The following is a 21,470-nucleotide window of genomic DNA, read 5'->3' on the forward strand; positions in this document are numbered from 1 at the left end:
GATCGCCGCTGTGACTGATCGTCACAGTGGCGTGACTGTCCGCTATGGCACGGTCCATCGGCATCCGTCGCTGATGAACACCTGGGAGGGCAATTCCATCGGTTTGGCCGACGCGGCTGGACAGATGGTGTAGTTGTAGTGCCGAGGACAAGCCGTTCGTCCTATAACCGACTCGACTCGCGTCCGCCATTTCGGGCAACGCGGGTCAAGGTGCAGAATTTAGAGGAAAGAACCGAGAAGGTTCGGTTCTCCCGAGGAGGCCGCTCATGACCGCTCGCACCCCTGATGCCGAGCCGCTGCTGACCCCGGCTGAGGTCGCCACCATGTTCCGTGTCGACCCCAAGACGGTCACGCGGTGGGCGAAGGCCGGCAAGCTCACTTCCATCCGCACGCTCGGCGGGCACCGCCGCTACCGCGAGGCCGAGGTCCGCGCACTGCTCGCGGGCATCCCGCAGCAGCGCAGCGAGGCCTGAACAACTCCATAACCGGGCAAGACGGTCGGTCCCCCAACCGGCCGGGGCGCCCGGGGCCACAGCTACAAGCGACGCGGGACCTGCCCCAACAGGGCCCACGCCCCAGCCGAACAGAGCATCGCAGGCAAGCCGTACCGGGTGTGTCGTCGATCGCGCTGGACTCCGCCGAGTCCAGCGCGATTTTTTTGTGCGCGCGACGGGCCGGGGCGCGGGGTCGTGCGCGTCCTTGTCGGAGTCTGGGGAGGCCTGTCGGAACCGGCTGTGCGGGTCTCTCGGAGCCGGTGCAATTGCACATATTAAATCGACCCGTTGTATGAAGGGGTTAAGTACCGCCGTTTCAAAAACTCATGCGGTGACTCCCGTCACACGGCGGGACGCTTGTCGCTCCCGGCATGCGTGCGCTAGAGGCGGCGCGCGCCTCAGCGTCCCACGCCCGTACGGGGGTTGGGGTCGGCAGGCGTCAGGCGGGCCGGGGGTCCTCGTCCGCGACCGTCCGCCGGCCGCCCTCGTCCTCGCCCTCCCGGCCTCCCGGGCCCGAGTCCATCGCCAGCCGTAGCAGGCGGTGGCAGACGGCGCAGTGGCGGGTGAGATGCCCGAACGACGAGGCGGCCGCCAGGTGCGCCCTCAGGAGCGCCCGCGTCTCGTGCCTGACCGAAGCCGCCATACGCCACCTCCGGGGCCGCACGGGAGGACGGAACCCTGCTCCTTGGGTACCGAGGGAAGGCGGCGCCGTCAAGACCGCGCGCCGTTCGGGCCCGCGGCGGCCGGATCCGTACCGCGGACCCACGGAAACGGCCGAGGCCCGCCTCCCTCGCGGGAAACGGGCCTCGGCCTCGATGCGGTCCTGACGGGATTTGAACCCGCGGCCTCCACCTTGACAGGGTGGCGAGCACTCCAAACTGCTCCACAGGACCAGGTTTTGCGGCGCTTGCTGCTGCGTTGCGCTGCGAGAAGGACTGTACAGGAGGGTGAGGGTCCTGGTCGAACTCACCCTCCGCACGGGCGCCGTCACGGGGCGGCGGCGTCGATCGCCTTCAGGATCCGCTTGTCGGAGACCGGGTACGCCGTGCCCAGCGCGTGGGCGAAGTAGCTCACTCGCAACTCCTCCAGCATCCAGCGGATGTCCAGGACGGAGGACGGCACCGGGCGGCCCTTCGGGAGCTGTTCCAGGAGCCAGGCGTACTCGTCCTGCATCTCGTGGACCTTCTCCATGCGCGTGGTGTCCCGCTGGACACCCGTCGGCATCTGCTGGAGGCGCCGGTCGACGGCCACGAGGTAGCGCAGCACGTCCGGCAGCCGGCGTATGCCCGCCCACGTCACGAAGCCGGGCTTCACGAGGGCGTCCAACTGCTTGCGCACGTCCGTGAGGTTGGCGAGCAGCGCCGGGCTGGAGACGGCCTTCAGGCGGCGCTCACAGGCCTGCCAGGCGGCCAGGACCTGCTGCACCTGGGCGACCGTGCGGACGGTCGTGTCCACGATCTCCGCGCGCACCTTGTCGTACAGCTTGCGGTACGACTCCTCGTCCCACGCAGGCCCGCCGAAGTCCGCGACGAGCTTGTCCGCCGCGGCCGTCGCGCAGTCGTCGAACAGGGCCTGCACGGAACCGTGCGGATTCGCGGACAGGGCCAGCTTCTGCTGGTTCGTCAGCCGGTCCGAGGCGAACTTCCCGGGGTTGACCGGGATGTTGCGCAGGATCAGGCGGCGAGTGCCCTTCCACATGGCCTCCGCCTGCTCGGCCTCGGTGTCGAAGAGGCGGACCGAGACGGTGTCGCCGTCGTCCACCAGCGCCGGGTAGGCCTTGACGGGCTGTCCGGCCCGGCGGGTCTCGAAGACGCGGGTGAGCGTGCCGATCGTCCAGTCGGTCAGGCCCGAGCGCTCCAGCGACTCCCCGCCCTCGCGGGAGGCGGTCGCCGCGGCGGCCTGGGACAGCGCCTTCCTCGCCTTCGGCTTCAGCCGGAGCTTCAGCGCCTCCAGGTCCTTGTCCTCGGCCAGCTTCCGGCGCCGCTCGTCCACGATCCGGAAGGTGATCCTGAGGTGGTCGGGGACCTTGTCCCAGTCGAAGTCCTCCGCCTCGAAGGGGACGCCGACCATGCGCTTCAGCTCGCGGGCCATGGTCACCGTCAGCGGCTCCTGGAGGGGCACCGCACGCTCCAGGAACGCCTTCGCGTAGTTCGGCGCGGGCACGTAGTGGCGGCGGACCGGCTTGGGCAACGAGCGGATCAGCTCCGTCACCACCTCTTCGCGCAGGCCCGGGATCTGCCAGTCGAAGCCCTCGTCGGTGACCTGGTTGAGGACCTGGAGCGGCACGTGCACGGTCACGCCGTCGGCGTCCGCGCCGGGCTCGAACTGGTAGGTCACGCGGAAGGAGAGCTGGCCCTGCCGCCAGGTGTCCGGGTAGTCGGCCTTGGTGACCGCCTCCGCCGACTCCCGGATCAGCATCTCCCGCTCGAAGTCGAGGAAGTCCGGCTGCTCCTGCCGCTTGCGCTTCCACCAGGAGTCGAAGTGGGCGCCGGACACGACGTGCTGGGGCACCCGTTCGTCGTAGAAGTCGAACAGCGTCTCGTCGTCCACGACGATGTCCCGGCGCCGGGCGCGGTGCTCCAGCTCCTCGACCTCGCTGAGCAGCCGCCGGTTGTCGGCGAAGAACTTGTGGTGCGTGCGCCAGTCGCCCTCCACCAGCGCGTTGCGGATGAAGAGTTCCCGGGAGACCTCGGGGTCGACGCGGCCGTAGTTCACCTTGCGCTGGGCGACGATCGGCACGCCGTACAGCGTCACCTTCTCGTACGCCATGACGGCGGCCTGGTCCTTCTCCCAGTGCGGCTCGCTGTACGTCCGCTTCAGCAGGTGACCGGCGAGCGGCTCCACCCACTCGGGTTCGATCTTCGCGTTGACCCGCGCCCAGAGGCGGCTCGTCTCCACCAGCTCGGCCGACATCACGAACTTGGGCTGCTTCCGGAACAGCGCCGAACCCGGGAAGATCGCGAACTTGGCGCTGCGGGCGCCCAGGTACTCGTTCTTGTTGCCGTCCTTCACGTCCTTCATCCCGATGTGGGACAGCAGGCCGGCGAGGAGGGAGAGGTGGACGCGGTCGCCGGGCGCGTCCCCCTCGTCGAGGTGGATGCCCATCTGCTTGGCGACCGTGCGCAGCTGGCTGTAGATGTCCTGCCACTCGCGGATGCGCAGGAAGTTCAGGTACTCCTGCTTGCACATCCGCCGGAAGGACGACGACCCGCGCTCCTTCTGCTGCTCGCGGACGTACCGCCACAGGTTCAGGTAGGCGAGGAAGTCGCTGGTCTCGTCCTTGAACCGGGCGTGCTGCTGGTCGGCCTGGGCCTGCTTGTCGGCCGGGCGCTCGCGCGGGTCCTGGATGGACAGCGCGGCGGCGATGACCATGACCTCGCGGACACAGCCGTTCTTGTCGGCCTCCAGGACCATCCGGGCCAGGCGGGGGTCGACGGGCAGCTGGGCCAGCTTGCGGCCGGTCTCCGTGAGGCGCTTGCGCGCGTCCTTCTCGGCCGGGTCCAGCGCACCCAGCTCCTGGAGCAGCTGCACGCCGTCACGGATGTTGCGGTGGTCCGGCGGGTCGATGAAGGGGAACTTCTCGATGTCGCCGAGACCGGCCGCGGTCATCTGGAGGATGACGCTCGCCAGGTTCGTGCGCAGGATCTCCGCGTCGGTGAACTCCGGGCGGGCGAGGAAGTCGTCCTCGGAGTACAGCCGGATGCAGATGCCGTCGGACGTACGGCCGCAGCGGCCCTTGCGCTGGTTGGCGCTGGCCTGCGAGATCGCCTCGATGGGCAGCCGCTGGACCTTGGTGCGGTGGCTGTAGCGGCTGATCCGGGCGAAGCCGGGGTCGATGACGTACTTGATGCCGGGCACGGTCAGGGACGTCTCCGCGACGTTCGTCGCGAGCACGATCCGGCGCCCGGTGTGCTGCTGGAACACGCGGTGCTGCTCGGCGTGGGAGAGCCGCGCGTACAGCGGCAGCACCTCGGTGAACCGGTACCGCTTCTTCTCCAGCGCGTCCGCGGTGTCCCGGATCTCCCGCTCGCCGGAGAGGAACACGAGGATGTCGCCCTGGCCCTCCGCCATCAGCTCCTCGACGGCATCGGTGATCGCGGTGATCGGGTCCCGGTCGGCGTCCTCGGAATCGTCCTCCAGGAGCGGCCGGTAGCGCACCTCCACCGGGTACGTCCGGCCGCTGACCTCGACGATCGGCGCGTCGCCGAAGTGCCGGGAGAAACGCTCCGGATCGATGGTCGCCGAGGTGATGACGACCTTCAGGTCAGGGCGCTTGGGCAGCAGCTGCGCCAGGTAGCCCAGCAGGAAGTCGATGTTGAGGGACCGCTCGTGGGCCTCGTCGATGATGATCGTGTCGTAGGCGCGCAGCTCGCGGTCGGTCTGGATCTCGGCGAGCAGGATGCCGTCCGTCATCAGCTTGACGAAGGTGGCGTCCGGGTTCACCTGGTCGGTGAAGCGGACCTTCCAGCCGACGGTCTCGCCCAGGGGCGACTTCAGCTCGTCCGCGACGCGCTCGGCGACGGTCCGGGCGGCGATCCGCCGCGGCTGGGTGTGCCCGATCATGCCGCGCACGCCCCGGCCCAGTTCCAGACAGATCTTCGGGATCTGCGTCGTCTTGCCGGACCCGGTCTCACCGGCCACGATGACGACCTGGTGGTCGCGGATGGCGTCCGCGATCACGTCCTTCTTCTGGCTGACGGGCAGCTGCTCGGGGTAGGTGACGGCCGGCACGCGGGAGCGCCGCTCGGCCATCCGTACCTCGGCGCGGGCGATCTCGGTGTCGATCTCGGCGAGGACGGCGGCACGGGCCTCGGGCTTGCGGATCTTGCGCGCGCCCTCCAGCCGCCGGCCGATCCGGTGCGCGTCGCGCAGCGACAGCTCGGACAGGCGGGGGGCGAGGGTGCCGAGGGCGGGGGCGGGATGCGTAGACATACGGCATCCAGGATCGCACCTCGCCCGAAAGACACGCGAACGAATTGACCGGGACACGGGCGGTCGTGCCGCGGGGGGGCCGGCCGGGCCGGCATGCAGCCGACGTCGTCGCGGCGCGATGACGGGACATGACCTAGCGTGGTCGATATGCCCGATTCCCACCACGGCGGTCACGGCCGCCGCCCCACCCGCGCGGAGCGCTGGTCGGCGTTCCGGGAGTCGCCCTTCCTGCCGGCCGCGGTGCTGTTGCTGATCATCGCGGCCGCCGCCGGTCTCTTCGCCGGCTCCTACACGTACGCCATGGCCAACCCGACCCCGCACAACATCCCCACCGCGGTGACCGGCGCCTACGGCGGGCCGGCCGCCCGGCGGTTCCTGGACGGCATGGAGAAGGCCCTGGGCGCCTCCCTGAAGCTGCACCCGTACGGCAGCCGGCGAGCGGCGGTGCTGGCCGTGGACGAGCAGAAGGAGTTCGCGGTGGTGGAGGCGTCCGCCCACGGCCGCTCGATCGCTCTGGACGTGTCGGCCGCGTCCGGGGCGACGGTCGCCCAGCTGCTCGGGGAGGCCGCGCTGAAGGTCGGCGACGCCACGGGCACCACCGTGACCGTCCGCGACCTCAAGCCGTTGCAGCGGGGCGACCCGCGGGGCCTGGCGATCTTCTACATCTCACTGGCCGCCGTGATCATCGGCTTCGTCGGCTCCATCCAGCTCAGCGTGCACGCGCGGGCCCTGAACCCGCTGGAGCGGATCGCGTTCACCGTGGCCTACGCGGTGCTCGGCGGCTTCGTGATCGCCGCGGTGGTGGACTGGCTGCTGGCCGCGGTGAAGCTGCCGTTCCTGGAGTCCTGGGGGATCCTCGCCCTGACGATGTTCACCACGGGCATGGTGTTCACCATGTTCAACACCCTGGTCGGGCGGTGGGCGATGCTGCCGACCTGGGGGCTGATGGTTCTGCTGGGCAACCCGTCGTCGGGCGGTGCCGTCTCCTGGCCGCTGCTGCCCTCACCGCTCGGCACGATCGGCCGCTGGCTGCCGCCCGGCGCCTCGGTGAACGCCCAGCACACCGCGGTGTACTTCCGGGGACACCAGCACGCCTTCCCGTTCCTGGTGCTGACGGGCTGGGCGGTCGTGTCCTGCGCGGTCTTCCTGATCTGGCGGCACCGGCACCCCGGCGGCCGGCCGACCACTCCGGAACACGCCGCCTAAGGGGTGCGCTGGGCGGGCGCGGTCGGCGCGGCAGGCGGGGCCGGGTCGGTGTGGCGGGAAGCGGGGCCGTTGCCGAGGGCTATGGACCGCGCGGTGTTGGATACCGCCTTGATGCCCAGGTAGGCGGTGGTCATCCCGCTGACGGCGGTGAAGGCGGCGGTGAGGATGCCGACGATCACCGCCTTGTCGCCGTCGAGCCGCCACACCCCGAAGATCGCGACCGCGGCGATCGCCAGATTGCTGATGACGATCGCCAGCAGCCCGTACCTGGCCCGGATCTTCTCCAGGTCGGCGTCCCCGATGGCCTCGGTCCCGTTCCGACTCATGTCTCCCCCGCCTCGTGCGCACCACGCCCGTCGGCCCGAACGTAGCGGCGGACGGGCGTGGTGCCAAGGTCACCGGACGTCGACGTAGTCCTCCGCGCCCTCGCCCACGAAGTGCTTGCTGTCCGGGTAGCGGAAGACGGGCACCCAGGTGCCGTCCTGGCGGGCGGTGAAGCCCTTGGCGAAGGAGCCGTCCTTCCGGGCGGTGACCGTGGCCATCAGGTACCAGCCCTTCGCGCCCTTGGGCCGGAACAGGATGTCCACCTTCTTGGCGCCGTACGCCTTCCACGTGGTGGAGCCCGCCGCGCGCTCCTGGAGCACACCCTTGACGGTGATGGTCCGGCCCTTGGCCACCGGCTCGGGGGAGGCGTCGGCGCCCTTGACCCGGGTCAGGGCGCGGTTGCGGCGCAGGCTGCCACTGGTGCCGCCCTTGATGTCCTTGGTGGTGGAACCGGCGTACCGCAGCCGCCAGTAGCCGTCGGTGTACGCCGGCATCCGCTCGACGACGAACTGGGAGCCGTTGCTGGTCTGCACCGTCTTCTCGGTGGTCCAGCCGGTCCTGCCGTCGGGCGAGTACTGGATGTCGACGGCGATCCGGTCACTGGTGTCGCGTCCGACCAAATCCACGGTGCCGGTGACGTCGAGCCGCGCGTACTTGTCCAGCGCCGCGGTGAACCCGGTGAACTTCGTCGTCGCCGTGACCGCGACCGTCACGTCGGCCGTGCTGTGCCGCGCGAACGGGGTGTAGGAGGTGAAGGCGATCCGGTAGACGCTCTTGCTGCCGTAGGGGGCCCGCACGAAGGAGAAGCGGCCGTTCGCGTCCGTGGTCGAGTCGACCGGACTACAGGTGCTGCACTCCTTGTAGTCCATCTCCAGCGGGATGCCGGCGAGCGGTTTCCATTCCGCGCCGCTCTGGTACTGGAGCGTGCCGGTGACGGCGACCTTGTCGCCGGCGGTGACGTGGAAGCTGCTCCGGTCGAGGACCAGCCGGGTCGGCGCGGCCTGGGGCCTGACGTCGATCCACGGGCTCGCGGCGAAGCCCAGGGGGCCGTTGTGCTCGGCGAAGGTCCAGCCACCCGCCGTCGCCTCGTACGCCGAGGAGAAGTGCCCGGCGTCGTCCGTGACGGCGGTCGTCCGCTCGTTCTGGTCGTACGTGAGGTCCACGGTGGCGCCGGGCAACGGCGCGGTCTCGCGGGTCCTGGGGTCGCGGACGACCATGTCACCGGTGACGGCGACCGTCCGGTGCTCGATGTCCGGCTCGGCCGGCGTGACGGCGAAGCCGGTGATGACGGGCTGGTTCCGGTAGTGCAGCGTGCCCGCGTCCTTCCGGACGGTGGTCTCGCCGGAGGTCTCCGTCGCCTCGATGTCGACCGTGTAGTCGCCGAGGGCGGCCAGGTGGATCGGCTGGGAGGCCCAGACGGCGTCCCACGAGCTGTACTCGTACCCCTTGGTGAACTCGGTGACGGTGGCCACCGGTTCGTCGGTGTCGCTGCCACCGGCCGGGCGGAGCGTCGCGGTGATCTTGTCGATCCCGCCGCTGTAGTTGAGGCGCACGTCGAGCACCGACCAGTCGGCCTGGTCGCTCCGTGCTTCCTCGACGTTCGGTCCCGCGGCGTGAGCCGTGCCGGGCAGGACGAGCGCGGCGGCGACGACGGCACCGGCCGTCACCAGCCCCCTGGCGATCTGTCTCAAGAACCCCCCTCAGGTTCTCCGTGGACGACGAAAACCCCCCTCCGACGATGTCGGGAGGGGGGTTTTCGTTCTTGTGGCTGGGGCCGGGGTCGAACCGGCGACCTTCCGCTTTTCAGGCGGACGCTCGTACCAACTGAGCTACCCAGCCACGGTGTTTCACGTGAAACACCAGCGGTCCTGACGGGATTTGAACCCGCGGCCTCCACCTTGACAGGGTGGCGAGCACTCCAAACTGCTCCACAGGACCAAGCGTGTGTGCAACAGTGTCGCACACGGTAATGCGTGCCCCCAACGGGATTCGAACCCGTGCTACCGCCTTGAAAGGGCGGCGTCCTAGGCCGCTAGACGATGAGGGCTATCGGCCCGCCTGGGCGCTTCTCAGCGCGTCGGGGACGTGAGAAGCATATGGGATGGCGAGGGGTATCGCCAAAACGGTTTACGGCGAGGTGGCGGAACCGGCCGGGGAGGGGGTCGGTGAGGCGCCGGTGGCTCCCGGCCGGTTCTCGTCCGCCAGGTGCCGGCTGACCTCAGCCGTCGTCAGTCCCAGGCCGCCCAGCTTGATCGCGTCCCAGGCCTGGAGCGCGCGGCTGTCCCGGTCGAAGTAGAGGATCGAGGCCTCGATCGGCGCGGGGTCCCCGTGCTCCACCGCGCGCAGTCCGCTGCCGCCCGTCGAGCCCTCCATGCGCAGCCGGGTGCCGTACGGCAGCATCTGCGTGCCCTCGTGGTGGAGGTGACCGCAGAGCACCAGTGGCACCTCGCCGTCCGTCTCCCGCGCGGCGGACGGCTCGTGTGCGACGGCCACGTCCACCGGGGTGCGGGCCGTCCGCTGGTCGCGCAGGGAACTGGCCAGCCGGTCGCCCGCCAGCTCCTCGGACGCGTCCCGGCCGGGCACCGCCGAGCGGTCCGGGGTGAACTGCGGGTCGCCGATGCCCGCGAACCGCAGGCCCGCGACCGTCTCCGCGCGGCCGTCGTCCAGGACGTGCACGTTCCGCATGCGCTCCAGGTACCGCTGGGTGGCCCGGGAGTCGTGGTTGCCGCGCACCCACACGTACGGCACGCCCAGGTCCCGTACCGGGTCCAGGAAGCCGTTCTCGGCCGCCGTGCCGTGGTCCATCGTGTCGCCGGAGTCGACGATCACGTCCACCTTGTACTGGCGCACCAGCGACGCGACGATCTTCCAGCTGGCCGGGTTCAGGTGGATGTCCGACACGTGCAGGACCCGGATGGTGGAGGGGTCCGGGCGGTAGGCCGGGAGCGTGGAGGTGACGTCGTACAGCTTGGTCACGTTCGTCACCAGACGGGCCAGCTCCTTCTGGTAGACGTCGAACTCCGTGACGATGCTGCGGGCGTTGCCGACCACGGACGGCGCCGAGCTGAGCAGCCCGGAGAACCTGGGCTCCAGGACCGACTTCGGGTTCCAGGTGGCGTACGCCGACACACCCGAGGCGGCCAGCAGGACCAGCGCGAGACCGCCGGCGGCGAGGGCCGGGCGTGGGCGCCGGTAGACGGCGAGCCCGAGGGCCGTGGCCCCGGAGACCACGGCGACGCAGGAGCGCACCGCCAGGTCGAGGGTGCCGTGCTCGACGTCCCGGGCCACCTCGTCCTGGAGCCCGGAGAGCCGCTCGGGGTGGTCGACCAGGGCCTGGGAGCGCAGCGGGTCGAGTCGGTCGACGTTGACGTCCAGGCGGACCGGCGCCACATGGCTGTCCAGGGTGAGGGCGCCCAGCGGCGACACGTTGATCTTCGTGCCGCCGGTCAGGGAGGGCCGCAGCGCCATGGTCGTGTCCATCGGACCGACCGGCGTCCGCACGTTGCCGACGACCAGCAGACCCAGCCAGGCGCCGAGCAGCACCACCCCGGTCATCCCGAGGGCGCGCGGCCAGGGCCCGGGCCGCGCGGCGGGCCCGGGGGAGGGAAGCGGACGGGTGCGCGGTCGGGCGGGGCGGGCGCGGCCCGAGGTCCGGTTCCGCAGGGCGTTCAGGGCTGCGAGGCGGGCCATTGGTCCCGTATGCCCAGGTGCGGGCGCGGATATGCGGCGTTCCGGGACCCGCGTACGGGCGCCGCGTGCCGGACAATGACGGTGTGCTGGAGATGACGCGCGAGGAGTTCGAGGGACTGGTGGCCGAGGCGCTCGACCGGATCCCGCCGGAGCTGACGCGGCTCATGGACAACGTGGCCGTGTTCGTGGAGGACGAGCCGCCGGCCGACGATCCCGGGCTGCTCGGGCTGTACGAGGGCACTCCGCTGACCGATCGGGGCGAGTGGTACGCCGGCGTGCTGCCGGACCGGATCACCGTCTACCGGGGACCCACGCTGCGGATGTGCGACAGCCGCGAGGACGTCGTCGCGGAGACCGAGGTCACGGTGGTGCACGAGATCGCCCACCACTTCGGCATCGACGACGCCCGGCTGCACGCCCTGGGTTACGGCTGAGCGGCGATGGGCGCGGCGCGCGTGTCCTCTTGCGGGCGGCGGGAGTTGGGGTGGTTGACTCCGTCCCCGCCCCCGGAGGTGGCCGCCGTGCGCCCCTTGAACGTACCCGTCCGTCTCGCCGTCGCGGTGCTGGCCGTCACCGCCGCGGCGGGCTGTGTGAACGTGGGTGACGACGCGGGCCGGGCCCGGCCCGCCCATTCCGTGGGACGGCACGGCGGTGGTGCGCCCGGCGGCGGCCCGGTGGCCGGCGCGGGCGGCCTCGGCTTCGAGGAGCCGGCGGCGGACGGCAAGCACGGGCGCGGCGGCAGGGCGAAGCGCGGCGGGTCGCCGTCGGCGTCGGCCGGCCCGACCGGGGCGGACAGCGCCTCGGCGGTCCCGGCGAAGCCGGGCGGGAGCACCGCGCCGGGGGAGCCGGCGCCGAGCAAGGTGCCGCCGACGCCACCGGTCAGCTCCGCGCCGCCCGAGCCGCCCGCCACCACGCCGCCCCCGCCGGTGACGGAGCCGCCGTCCGCGGAGCCGTCGTCCTCGGCGCACGAGGAGACGGGACCGCAGCTGGTGCAGCGGGAGCCGGCGCCCGCCGCGGGCGTCGCCGCCTGACCTGAACTGGCCTTATGCACCCCGGTTTGCCTTCGGGGGCAGAGGGTGCGTATGGTAGTAGATCGTTTGATCCCATTTGCCCGGCGCCATCACAGAGAGCGCCGTGTGGCGCGTACTCTCCCCTTGCCGTGGCGGACCGCATTGAGGCGGTCGTGAGCGAATCACGGAGTTGACGGGCGCGTGCCGAAGAGACTCCGGAAGGTTTCGCATTCGCATGTCCGTGTCCAGTACTGACCAGATCGTCGTGTCCGAGAACGAGAACGAGAACGAACTCGTCGACGTGACGACCGAGGTCACCGAGGCCCCCGAGGCCGCTGACACCCCCCAGACCACCTTTGCCGACCTCGGTCTCCCCGAGGGCATCGTGCGCAAGCTCGCACAGAACGGCGTCACCACCCCCTTCCCGATCCAGGCCGCGACCATCCCGGACGCCCTGACCGGCAAGGACATCCTGGGCCGGGGCCGCACCGGCTCCGGCAAGACCCTCTCCTTCGGTCTGCCGACCCTGGCCACGCTGGCCGGCGGCCGCACCCAGAAGCACAAGCCGCGTGCCGTCATCCTCACGCCCACCCGTGAGCTCGCCATGCAGGTCGCCGACGCCCTCCAGCCGTACGGCGACGTGCTCGGCCTGAAGATGAAGGTCGTCTGCGGCGGCACCTCGATGGGCAACCAGATCTACGCCCTGGAGCGCGGCGTCGACGTCCTCGTCGCCACCCCGGGCCGGCTGCGCGACATCATCAACCGCGGCGCCTGCTCCCTGGACGACGTGCAGATCACGGTCCTCGACGAGGCCGACCAGATGTCGGACCTGGGCTTCCTGCCCGAGGTCACCGAGCTGCTCGACCAGGTCCCCTCCGGCGGCCAGCGGATGCTCTTCTCCGCCACCATGGAGAACGAGATCAAGACGCTCGTCGACCGCTACCTCAGCGAGCCGGTCCTGCACGAGGTGGACGCGGCCCAGGGCGCGGTGACGACCATGTCGCACCACATCCTCATCGTGAAGCCCAAGGACAAGGCTCCGGTCACCGCCGCGATCGCCTCCCGCAAGGGCCGCACGATCATCTTCGTCCGCACCCAGCTGGGCGCCGACCGCGTCGCCGAGCAGCTGCGCGACTCCGGCGTGAAGGCCGACGCGCTGCACGGCGGCATGACCCAGGGCGCGCGCACCCGCACCCTGGCCGACTTCAAGGACGGTTACGTCAACGTCCTCGTCGCCACGGACGTCGCCGCCCGCGGCATCCACGTCGACGGCATCGACCTGGTCCTGAACGTGGACCCGGCCGGCGACCACAAGGACTACCTGCACCGCGCCGGCCGCACCGCCCGCGCGGGCCGCACCGGCACGGTCGTCTCGCTGTCCCTGCCGCACCAGCGGCGCCAGATCTTCCGCCTCATGGAGGACGCCGGCGTCGACGCCGCGCGCCACATCATCCAGGGTGCCGGCGCCTTCGACCCGGAGGTCGCCGACATCACCGGCGCCCGCTCCATGACCGAGGTCCAGGCCGAGTCCGCGGCCAACGCAGCGCAGCAGGCCGAGCGCGAGGTCGCCCAGCTCACCAAGGAGCTGGAGCGCGCCCAGCGCCGCGCGACCGAGCTGCGCGAGGAGGCCGACCGCCTCGTCGTCCGGGCCGCCCGCGAACGCGGTGAGGACCCGGAGACCGCGGTGGCCGAGGCGCAGGCGACGGCCGCGCAGGAACTGGCCGTCGCCGTGGCCGCGGAGCCGGCGGAGCGGGAGACCGAGCGCGAGGAGCGCCCGGCCGCCGCCGCGCCGTACGAGCGCCGCGAGCGCCGTCCCTCCGACCGTGACCGTGGCGAGCGGGGCTTCGAGCGCCGTGACGACCGTGGTGGCCGTGGCTTCGAGCGCCGTGACGATCGCGGTGACCGCGGTGGCCGTTCCTTCGAGCGTCGTGACGACCGCGGTGACCGTGGTGGCCGTTCCTTCGAGCGTCGCGACGAGCGTCGTCCGTTCGACCGTGACCGTGGCGAGCGGGGCTTCGAGCGCCGTGACGACCGTGGTGGCCGTGGCTTCGAGCGCCGTGACGACCGCGGTGACCGCGGTGGCCGTTCCTTCGAGCGTCGCGACGACCGTGGTGACCGTGGTGGCCGTTCGTTCGAGCGTCGCGACGAGCGTCGTCCGTTCGACCGTGACCGTGGCGAGCGGGGCTTCGAGCGCCGTGACGACCGTGGTGACCGCGGTGGCTTCCGCCGGGACGAGCGCGGCGGACACCGGGGCAGCGACCGTCCGTTCAACCGCGACCGCCGCGACGACCGCCCGGGCTTCCGCTCCGGCGGCCACGAGCGCCCCAACGGCCGTCGTGACGACCACCGTGGCACCGGCTCCTTCGGGCGCCGCGAGGACAAGCCGCGCTGGAAGCGCAACAGCTGACATCCAGTGAGACGAGAAGGGCCCCTACGACTCCGGTCGTAGGGGCCCTTCCCGCTTTCCCGGGCCGCAGCGCCCAGCGCCCGCCGCACCGGCGCGGCGCCTCCACCCGGCCACGGGCCCCGCCCGGCGCATGCCGCGCCCCCGCGCAGGGCATTGCTGGGGGCATGACAGATGACGTGAGAGCGGGCGACGGCGCGGGTGAACCGCGGAAGGCGCCCGGCCGGTCCGGCCTGTCCGAGGCGCCCGCCCCGCCCGGCACACCCGCCCAGACCGGCCTGTCGGACGAGGAACGGCTGGCCGAGCTGGGATACACCCAGGTCCTGGCCCGCCGGATGTCGGCGTTCTCCAACTACGCCGTCTCCTTCACGATCATCTCGGTCCTCTCCGGCTGCCTGACCCTCTACCTGTTCGGCATGACCACCGGCGGGCCCGTCGTGATCACCTGGGGCTGGGTGGTGGTCGGCCTGATGACGCTGTCCGTGGGCCTGGCGATGGCCGAGATCTGCTCGGCCTACCCCACCTCGGCCGGCCTGTACTTCTGGTCCCACCGCCTGGCGCCCCCGCGTTCGGCGGCGGCCTGGGCGTGGTTCACCGGCTGGTTCAACGTGCTGGGCCAGGTGGCGGTGACCGCGGGCGTCGACTTCGGCGCGGCCTCCTTCCTCGGCGCCTACCTGAACCTCCAGTTCGGCTTCCGGGTGAGCCCGGGCCGCACGGTGGCGCTGTTCGCCGCGATCCTGGTCCTGCACGGCCTGCTGAACACCTTCGGCGTGCGGATCGTCGCGTTCCTGAACGGCGTGAGCGTGTGGTGGCACGTGCTCGGGGTGACGCTCATCGTCGGCGCGCTCGCCCTCGTGCCCGACCACCACCGGTCACCGGCGTTCGTCCTCACCGAGTTCGTCAACCGGACGGGCTGGAGCAGCGGCCCGTACGTGGTCCTGCTGGGCCTGCTGATGGCCCAGTACACCTTCACCGGCTACGACGCCTCCGCCCACATGACCGAGGAGACCCACGACGCGGCCACGGCGGGCCCCCGGGGCATCGTCCGCGCGATCTGGACGTCCTGGATCGCCGGGTTCGTCCTCCTCCTCGGTTTCACCTTCGCCATCCAGTCCTACGACGCGGAACTCGCCTCCCCCACCGGCGCCCCGCCCGCCCAGATCCTCCTGGACGCCCTCGGCGCCACGGCCGGCAAGCTCCTGCTGCTGGTCGTCATCGGCGCCCAGCTCTTCTGCGGCATGGCGTCCGTCACCGCCAACAGCCGCATGATCTACGCCTTCTCGCGGGACGGCGCGCTGCCCTTCTCCCGGGTCTGGCACACGGTCAGCCCGCGCACCCGCACCCCCGTGGCGGCGGTCTGGCTGGCCGCGCTCGGCGCCCTGGCCCTCGGCCTGCCCTACCTCATCAACACGACCGCGTACGCGGCGGTGACGTCCATCGCGGTCATCGGCCTGTACATCGCGTACGTCATCCCGACGTTCCTGCGCGTCCGCAAGGGCGCCGCCTTCACGCCCGGCCCCTGGCAACTGGGCCGGTGGTCACGCCCCGTCGGGATCGTCTCGGTGAGCTGGGTGGTGGCGATCACCGTCCTCTTCATGCTCCCGCAGGTCTCGCCGGTCACCTGGAGCACCTTCAACTACGCCCCGGTCGCCGTCCTGGCCGTCCTCGGCTTCGCCACCACCTGGTGGCTGGCGTCGGCCCGCCACTGGTTCCTGGCGCCCACCGACACCCCCATCCCGGCCGATAAGTGACGATCCCGCGCACTCCCGCCCCGCCGACACGGCCGTGTCCCCGATACCCGATCGGAGACCCGGCCTCCTCCGGCTATGCTCGGACAGGCAACATCGCCTGGGCCCTTAGCTCAATTGGCAGAGCAGTGGACTTTTAATCCATTGGTTGTGGGTTCGAGTCCCACAGGGCCTACCACCACCAGGCAGGGTTTCACCCCCCTGACCTGGCCCCAGCGCCCGGCCCGGGCCACCCCCGGCCCGGGCGCTGCCGCGTTCCCGGGTCGTCGCCGCGACCCGAACCACCGCGTCGGGAGCGCTTCGAGCGGCGGTGCGCCGCTGACGCGTGAACTCGTCGCCCGCGTCGCCGCGTGCGGGAGGACCGAGCGGGCGGCGGGAAGTGGGGCGGCGTGCCGCCGGGGTAGGTTCGCTGGGATGTGAACCATGACTTCGGCCGGTCCACGGGCCGCCGTGAGGGAGTGCGCCGATGCCCCTGCCGTACGTACTGCTGTCCGCCGCCGTCTCCCTCGACGGCTACCTGGACGACACCGGCCCGGAACGGCTGCTGCTGTCCGGGCCGGCCGACTTCGACCGGGTCGACGCGGTACGGGCCTCCGTCGACGCCATCCTGATCGGCGCCGGCACGATCCGCGCCGACAACCCGCGCCTGCTGGTCAACTCCGCCGAGCGGCGCGCGGCCCGGGTCGCGGCAGGTCGGCCGGCGTATCCGCTGAAGGTCACCGTCACGGCCTCCGGCGACCTGGACCCCGGCGCCCACTTCTGGCACACCGGCGGCGACAAACTCGTCTACACCACCGACGACGGCGCCGCCCGGGCCGCCCGTCTCCTCGGCGGCACCGCCGACGTCGTACCGCTCGGGCCCGCGCTGGACTGGCGGGCCCTGCTGGAGCACCTGCACGACGTGCGGGGCGTGGGGCGCCTGATGGTCGAGGGCGGCGGGCAGGTCCACACGCAGCTGCTCCGGCAGGACCTCGCCGACGAACTCCAGCTCGTCCTCGCCCCGCTCCTCGTCGGCGACCCCGCGGCCCCGCGCCTGTTCGGCCCCGGCGCCTACCAGGGCGGTCGCCTGCGTCTGACCGACACCCGGCGCATCGAGGACGTCGTCCTGATGCGCTACGAGCCCACGGCTCCCGGCGCCGGCCCGGTCCCCGTCCCCGCCGACCGCCACTGGCTGCGCGCCGCCTGCGAGCTGGCCGCGCTGTGCCCGCCGTCCCGGACCGCCTTCAGCGTGGGCGCGGTCGTGGTCGCCGCGGACGGTACGGAGCTGGCCCGGGGCCACTCCCGGGAGGGCGACGACGCCCTGGTCCACGCGGAGGAGGCGGCCCTCGCGAAGACCGACCCGGCCGACCCGCGCCTGCCCGGCGCCACGGTCTACAGCAGCCTCGAACCGTGCGCCCGCCGCGCCTCGCGGCCCACGCCCTGCGCCGAGCTGATCCTGCGCGCCGGGGTGCGCCGGGTGGTCACGGCGTGGCGCGAGCCCGACACGTTCGTCGCGGGCGCCGACGGCTCGGGTGTGCTGACCGGCGCGGGCGCCCGGGTCGTCGTACTGCCGGAGCTGGAGGCGCTGGCCAAGGCGCCGAACGGGCATCTGCTCGCCTGACAGCACTCAGGGCCGGAATCCAATGGATTCCGGCCCTGAGTCTTCAGTAGCGGGGACAGGATTTGAACCTGCGACCTCTGGGTTATGAGCCCAGCGAGCTACCGAGCTGCTCCACCCCGCGTCGTTGTGTCTCTACTGTACGCCATCCACGGGGTGCGATGCACATCGGTTCCCCGCGCCCCCCTGTCGTCGTCGCTCTGAGTGATGACGGGGGAGCTGTGCGATGACGACCGAGTCACCATCAAACGTGCGAGTGACTCCTGTACCTCGGCCAACTCGCCCGTTGTGCAGGCATCTTGACCGATTGATCCCCGGACGGAAACGTCAACGATCAAGACGAGACGGCTTGGAAAGTGACTGGCAGGTCTATTAACGTTCGATAACGCAGCGCGGTCGTCCCAGCCGTCACCAGCGACGGCTCCGTGCGCACGCGCCGAATCCCGCAAGGGAACCGGGGAACCACCACCCTGGGGTGAATCTCGCGAATGCCGCCGTGGAACCCATGCGGGTCCACGCCCGGTATACGCGCGTAGGAGACCTTCCCGCTCCGAACCCGTCAGCTAACCCGGTAGGCGGCGGAAGGAAAGGAGCGCGCCCGCGTGGCGTCCAACCGGCCTGCCCCCAGCACCCCGTTCCCGCCCGCCCAGCGCGAGGGCGAGACCTTCGGCTACGGCGACCGCCGGGCCGACGAGGGCCCCTGGGAGGAGTGGAACCCCACCGAGGACTCCGTCGTCCCGGTCCGCGGCCGGCACCGCGTCGCCAAGCAGCGCGGCGGCTTCGCGCGCAGCTCCACCGTCCTCGGCGTCGGCGTGATCGCCGCGGTCGGCGCCGGCGGCATGGCCAGCGCCAACACGGGCAAGCCGCCGGTCTCCATCTCCCTGCCCGACCTGCCCGACCTGCCGGAGATGCCTTCCGTCGGCTCCCTCTTCGGCGGCACCGCCACCGAGGCGCCGGAGACGGCCACGGCCACGACCGCGCTCAGCGCTGTCGGCGTCGCCGACGACCACGCGGGCACCGACGCGGGCGAGGCCCTGCGCACCCGGATCCTGGCCCAGGCCGAGCGGCAGCAGGGCCAGGCCGAGAGCAGGGCCACCGCCGCCGCGCTCGCCAGCGCCGAGCGGCAGAGCGCGGCCGGCGCCGCCCGGGCCGAGGAGGAAGCCGCCGCGCACGCGGCCGAGGCCAAGAGCAAGGCCGAGGCCGCCGCCGAGAAGGAGGCGGCGAAGAAGGCCGCGAAGCTGGCCGAGGAGAAGCGCCGGGCCGAGCAGGCGAAGCTCGCCGGGCAGTACACGCTGCCCACCTCCTCGTACACGATCACCTCGACGTTCGGCGAGGCCGGCAGCATGTGGTCCTCCGGCCACCACACCGGCCTCGACTTCGCCGCCCCCACCGGCACGCTCATCAAGGCGATCCACGGCGGCACGGTCACCGAGGCGGGCTGGGCCGGCTCCTACGGCTACCGGACGGTCCTCACCCTCGACGACGGCACCGAGCTGTGGTTCTGCCACCAGTCCTCGATCAACGTCACGGCCGGCCAGAAGGTCACCACCGGCGAGGTCATCGGCCGCGTCGGCGCCACCGGCAACGTCACCGGCCCGCACCTGCACCTGGAGGTCCACCCCGGCGGCCAGGCCACCGGCACCGACCCGATGACCTGGCTGCGGGGCAAGGGCCTCACCCCCTGAGCGGCATCCCGCGGGAACTCGGCGCCGGCCCCGGGATGTGATCTCCCGCCGCCGGCGTTGTAGTGACGTATGACCTCACTGACATCACCGCGCACACTCGGCTCCTCCGACCTCCGGGTCTTCCCGCTCGCCCTCGGTGGCAACGTCTTCGGCTGGACCGCCGACGAGCAGACCTCCTTCGCCGTCCTCGACGCCTACGCGGCCGTCGGCGGCAACTTCGTCGACACCGCCGACTCCTACTCCGCCTGGATCGAGGGCAACCGGGGCGGGGAGTCGGAGACGATCATCGGCAGGTGGGTCAAGGCCCGCGGCAACCGCGACGACGTCGTCATCGCCACCAAGGTCAGCCAGCACCCCGAGTACCGGGGCCTGTCCGCGGCCAACATCAAGGCCGCCGCCGACGCCTCGCTGCGCCGGCTGGACACCGACCGCATCGACCTCTACTACACCCACTTCGACCAGCCCGAGGTGCCGGTCGAGGAGATCATCGGCGCCCTCGACGACCTGGTGAAGGCGGGTAAGGTCCGGCACATCGCCGCCTCCAACATCAGCCCCGAGCGCCTGCGGGCCTCCCTCGACCACTCCGACCGCGAGGGCCTGGCCCGCTACGTCGCCCTCCAGCCCCACTACAACCTGGTCTCCCGCGACACGTACGAGGGCCCGCTCCAGGACCTCGCCGCCCGCGAGAACCTGGCCGCCGTCCCGTACTTCTCCCTCGCCGCGGGCTTCCTCACCGGCAAGTACCGCCCCGGTACGACCGTCGACAGCGCCCGCGCCGGTACGGCCCAGAAGTACGCGGACTCCGAGAACGGCCGGCGCGTTCTGGCGGCCCTGGACGACATCGCCGCCGCGCACGAGGTTCCGCTCGCCACGGTCGCCCTGGCCTGGCTGGCCGCCCAGCCGACCGTCGCGGCCCCGATCGCCTCGGCCCGCACCGTGGAACAGCTCCCGGCGCTGCTGGGCCTGGCCGACCTGAAGCTGTCCGACGAGGAGCTGGCCGCCCTGACCACCGCCTCCGCCCCCGCCTAGGCCACGGCCCGCGGCTCCGCCCCGGTCAGGTCCGGTACGGGTTGTACGCCGGCGCGCCGTGCCAGTACGGCGGCGCGGGCGCGTACACCGGCCGGGGCGGAGCGGCGGCCCGCGCCGCGTACTCCAGTGCCGGCCGCGCCGGTTCCCTGAGCCGCCACAGTTCGTCCAGCAGCTCCCGCTCCCGTACGACGAAGTCGGCCCCGGCCCGCCCCGCGCGCCCCCGGTGTCGCAGGAACGCCAGCGAGGTGGCGCACGCCTCGTACCGCGCGACGTCCCGCGCCGCCGGGCGGCCGAAGTGGTGCCGGGCGTAGTCCCGGGCCATCCGCCGCGCCCGCATCGAGCCGAGCGCGAACGGCTCGCCCGGGCCCAGCCACCCGGCCAGCACGTACGCGGGGAGCTCCGCGCGCACCGTCCGCAGCTCCCGCTGCCGCGTCCAGACCGCCAGCCAGGTCAGCAGCCCGAACGCGGGCAGCATGAAGGCGGCGTAGACGGCGAAGAACCCGTACCGGCCGAACGTGGCGGAGCCGTTCCAGAAGGCGTGCATGCCCATCGCGAGCAGCAGCCCGCCGAGCGGCAGCAGGGCCCGGCGCACGTGCTGCCGCTCGGCGGACAGCGCGGCGGCGCCGAAGCCGATGCCGGTGAGGACCGTGAACAGGGGGTGCGCGAACGGCGACATCACGATGCGCACGAAGAAGGTGGCGGCGGTGACCGAGGCGATGCCGCGGTCGCCGGTGAGCTGGTCGGTGCCGAACGCCGTGCCGAGGTACAGGATGTTCTCGGTGAACGCGAAGCCGGTGGCGGTGATCCCCGCTATCACCACGCCGTCCACGATCCCGGTGAAGTGGCGTCTGCGGAACAGGAAGACCAGCAGGACGGCCGCGGCCTTCGCGGACTCCTCCACGATCGGCGCTATCACCGTCGCCCCGAGGGTGTCGGCGCCGGCCGGGTCCGCGGTCGAGGTGGCGATCCAGCGGGTGGCGAAACTGTTGGCGACGATGGCTATCAGCGCCGCCGCGCACGCCCCCCAGGCGAAGGCGAACACCAGGTTCCGCCAGGGGCCCGGCTCCACCCGGTCCAGCCACCGGAACGCGGCTATCAGCCAGGGCACGGGCAGCACGGCCAGCCCCAGCCCGACGACGAAGCCCTCGGTGCCGGTCTGGCGTCGCACCAGCGCCAGGATGACCAGCCCCGACAGCGCCAGCAGCGTGCTCAGCGCCCCGTACCGCACCCACCTGCGCTGCCACCAGTGCGGATGGCGGAGCACACCGTCGCCGGGGCTCGGGGGACGCGTCGGGAACGGGGGACTGGTGGCCACGGCATCGACCCTAACGGTGTCGGGACGAGGGGCAGG

At 71.9% G+C, this 21,470-nt stretch carries 15 protein-coding genes, 6 tRNA genes and 1 riboswitch; of the genes, 10 read left to right on the forward strand and 11 right to left on the reverse strand.

The window, feature by feature from the left end; all coding sequences use genetic code 11:
• The first annotated feature begins 266 nt into the window (after positions 1-266).
• The gene (gene bldC / locus ACIQVT_RS24285) at positions 267-473 is read left to right on the forward strand and encodes a developmental transcriptional regulator BldC (protein WP_003949541.1); all 207 of its coding nucleotides are present in this window, start codon (positions 267-269) and stop codon (positions 471-473) included.
• A gap of 460 nt (positions 474-933) precedes the next feature.
• On the opposite strand, the gene ACIQVT_RS24290 is transcribed toward bldC, so the two are convergent.
• From ACIQVT_RS24290 to hrpA, 3 genes are all read right to left on the reverse strand, one after another.
• Positions 934-1,137 (reverse strand): DUF6274 family protein, encoded by a 204-nt coding sequence (locus ACIQVT_RS24290; protein ID WP_403757638.1) that lies wholly within the window; start codon positions 1,135-1,137, stop codon positions 934-936.
• A gap of 175 nt (positions 1,138-1,312) precedes the next feature.
• Positions 1,313-1,387 (reverse strand) — tRNA-Asp (locus ACIQVT_RS24295).
• Between the two features lie 94 nt (positions 1,388-1,481).
• Entirely contained in the window at positions 1,482-5,426 is a 3,945-nt protein-coding gene (gene hrpA / locus ACIQVT_RS24300; RefSeq protein WP_403757640.1) for an ATP-dependent RNA helicase HrpA, read from the reverse strand.
• A 147-nt stretch (positions 5,427-5,573) separates the two neighbouring features.
• On the opposite strand from hrpA, the gene ACIQVT_RS24305 reads away from it, so the two are divergent.
• Positions 5,574-6,632: an ABC transporter permease gene (locus ACIQVT_RS24305; protein WP_403757643.1), complete on the forward strand. Its 1,059-nt coding sequence runs from the start codon at positions 5,574-5,576 to the stop codon at positions 6,630-6,632.
• Here ACIQVT_RS24305 and ACIQVT_RS24310 read toward each other — a convergent pair.
• The 6 genes from ACIQVT_RS24310 to ACIQVT_RS24335 form a co-directional block, all read right to left on the reverse strand.
• Positions 6,629-6,958 carry a hypothetical protein gene (locus ACIQVT_RS24310; protein ID WP_403757647.1) on the reverse strand — a complete coding sequence of 110 codons (330 nt, stop codon included), beginning with the start codon at positions 6,956-6,958 and terminating at the stop codon, positions 6,629-6,631. The two genes, ACIQVT_RS24305 and ACIQVT_RS24310, sit on opposite strands and share 4 nt — an antisense overlap.
• Positions 6,959-7,027: 69 nt before the next feature.
• Positions 7,028-8,647 (reverse strand): hypothetical protein, encoded by a 1,620-nt coding sequence (locus tag ACIQVT_RS24315; RefSeq protein WP_403757650.1) that lies wholly within the window; start codon positions 8,645-8,647, stop codon positions 7,028-7,030.
• 74 nt (positions 8,648-8,721) lie between these two features.
• Positions 8,722-8,795 (reverse strand) — tRNA-Phe (locus ACIQVT_RS24320).
• 24 nt (positions 8,796-8,819) lie between these two features.
• Positions 8,820-8,894: transfer RNA gene (locus ACIQVT_RS24325), tRNA-Asp, on the reverse strand.
• A gap of 36 nt (positions 8,895-8,930) precedes the next feature.
• A tRNA-Glu gene (locus ACIQVT_RS24330) sits at positions 8,931-9,003 on the reverse strand.
• 80 nt (positions 9,004-9,083) lie between these two features.
• A complete protein-coding gene (locus ACIQVT_RS24335; RefSeq protein WP_403757653.1) occupies positions 9,084-10,646 on the reverse strand; it encodes a metallophosphoesterase in 1,563 nt (520 codons plus the stop codon).
• Positions 10,647-10,729: 83 nt separating this feature from the next.
• Here ACIQVT_RS24335 and ACIQVT_RS24340 point away from each other — a divergent pair, with 83 nt between their 5' ends.
• The 6 genes from ACIQVT_RS24340 to ACIQVT_RS24365 all read left to right on the forward strand — a co-directional run bounded on the left by ACIQVT_RS24340 (position 10,730) and on the right by ACIQVT_RS24365 (position 17,408).
• Complete coding sequence (locus ACIQVT_RS24340) at positions 10,730-11,080, forward strand: metallopeptidase family protein (RefSeq protein ID WP_403757756.1); 351 nt, start codon at positions 10,730-10,732, stop codon at positions 11,078-11,080.
• A gap of 87 nt (positions 11,081-11,167) precedes the next feature.
• On the forward strand, positions 11,168-11,677 hold the full coding sequence (locus ACIQVT_RS24345) for a hypothetical protein (RefSeq protein ID WP_403757656.1): 510 nt from the start codon (positions 11,168-11,170) through the stop codon (positions 11,675-11,677).
• Between the two features lie 214 nt (positions 11,678-11,891).
• Positions 11,892-14,063, forward strand: coding sequence for a DEAD/DEAH box helicase (locus ACIQVT_RS24350; RefSeq protein ID WP_403757659.1), 2,172 nt, complete (start codon positions 11,892-11,894; stop codon positions 14,061-14,063).
• Positions 14,064-14,227: 164 nt separating this feature from the next.
• On the forward strand, positions 14,228-15,811 hold the full coding sequence (locus tag ACIQVT_RS24355; RefSeq protein ID WP_403757662.1) for an amino acid permease: 1,584 nt from the start codon (positions 14,228-14,230) through the stop codon (positions 15,809-15,811).
• A gap of 99 nt (positions 15,812-15,910) precedes the next feature.
• Positions 15,911-15,986 (forward strand) — tRNA-Lys (locus tag ACIQVT_RS24360).
• 288 nt (positions 15,987-16,274) lie between these two features.
• Positions 16,275-17,408, forward strand: a complete 1,134-nt coding sequence (locus tag ACIQVT_RS24365; protein ID WP_403757665.1) for a dihydrofolate reductase family protein — start codon at positions 16,275-16,277, stop codon at positions 17,406-17,408.
• A 47-nt stretch (positions 17,409-17,455) separates the two neighbouring features.
• On the opposite strand, the gene ACIQVT_RS24370 is transcribed toward ACIQVT_RS24365, so the two are convergent.
• Positions 17,456-17,529 (reverse strand) — tRNA-Met (locus ACIQVT_RS24370).
• 300 nt (positions 17,530-17,829) lie between these two features.
• Positions 17,830-17,998, forward strand: a riboswitch (cyclic di-AMP (ydaO/yuaA leader).
• 9 nt (positions 17,999-18,007) lie between these two features.
• Between ACIQVT_RS24370 and ACIQVT_RS24375 the strand changes: the two genes are divergently transcribed.
• Together ACIQVT_RS24375 and ACIQVT_RS24380 are read left to right on the forward strand one after the other, a co-directional pair.
• Positions 18,008-19,090, forward strand: a complete 1,083-nt coding sequence (locus ACIQVT_RS24375) for a M23 family metallopeptidase (protein ID WP_403757668.1) — start codon at positions 18,008-18,010, stop codon at positions 19,088-19,090.
• 78 nt (positions 19,091-19,168) lie between these two features.
• Entirely contained in the window at positions 19,169-20,119 is a 951-nt protein-coding gene (locus ACIQVT_RS24380) for an aldo/keto reductase (RefSeq protein WP_403757759.1), read from the forward strand.
• 25 nt (positions 20,120-20,144) lie between these two features.
• On the opposite strand, the gene ACIQVT_RS24385 is transcribed toward ACIQVT_RS24380, so the two are convergent.
• Entirely contained in the window at positions 20,145-21,434 is a 1,290-nt protein-coding gene (locus tag ACIQVT_RS24385) for a PrsW family intramembrane metalloprotease (protein ID WP_403757671.1), read from the reverse strand.
• Positions 21,435-21,470 lie beyond the last annotated feature (36 nt).

This window comes from Streptomyces sp. NPDC100445, from assembly GCF_044759735.1.
Taxonomy (GTDB): Bacteria; Actinomycetota; Actinomycetes; order Streptomycetales; family Streptomycetaceae; genus Streptomyces.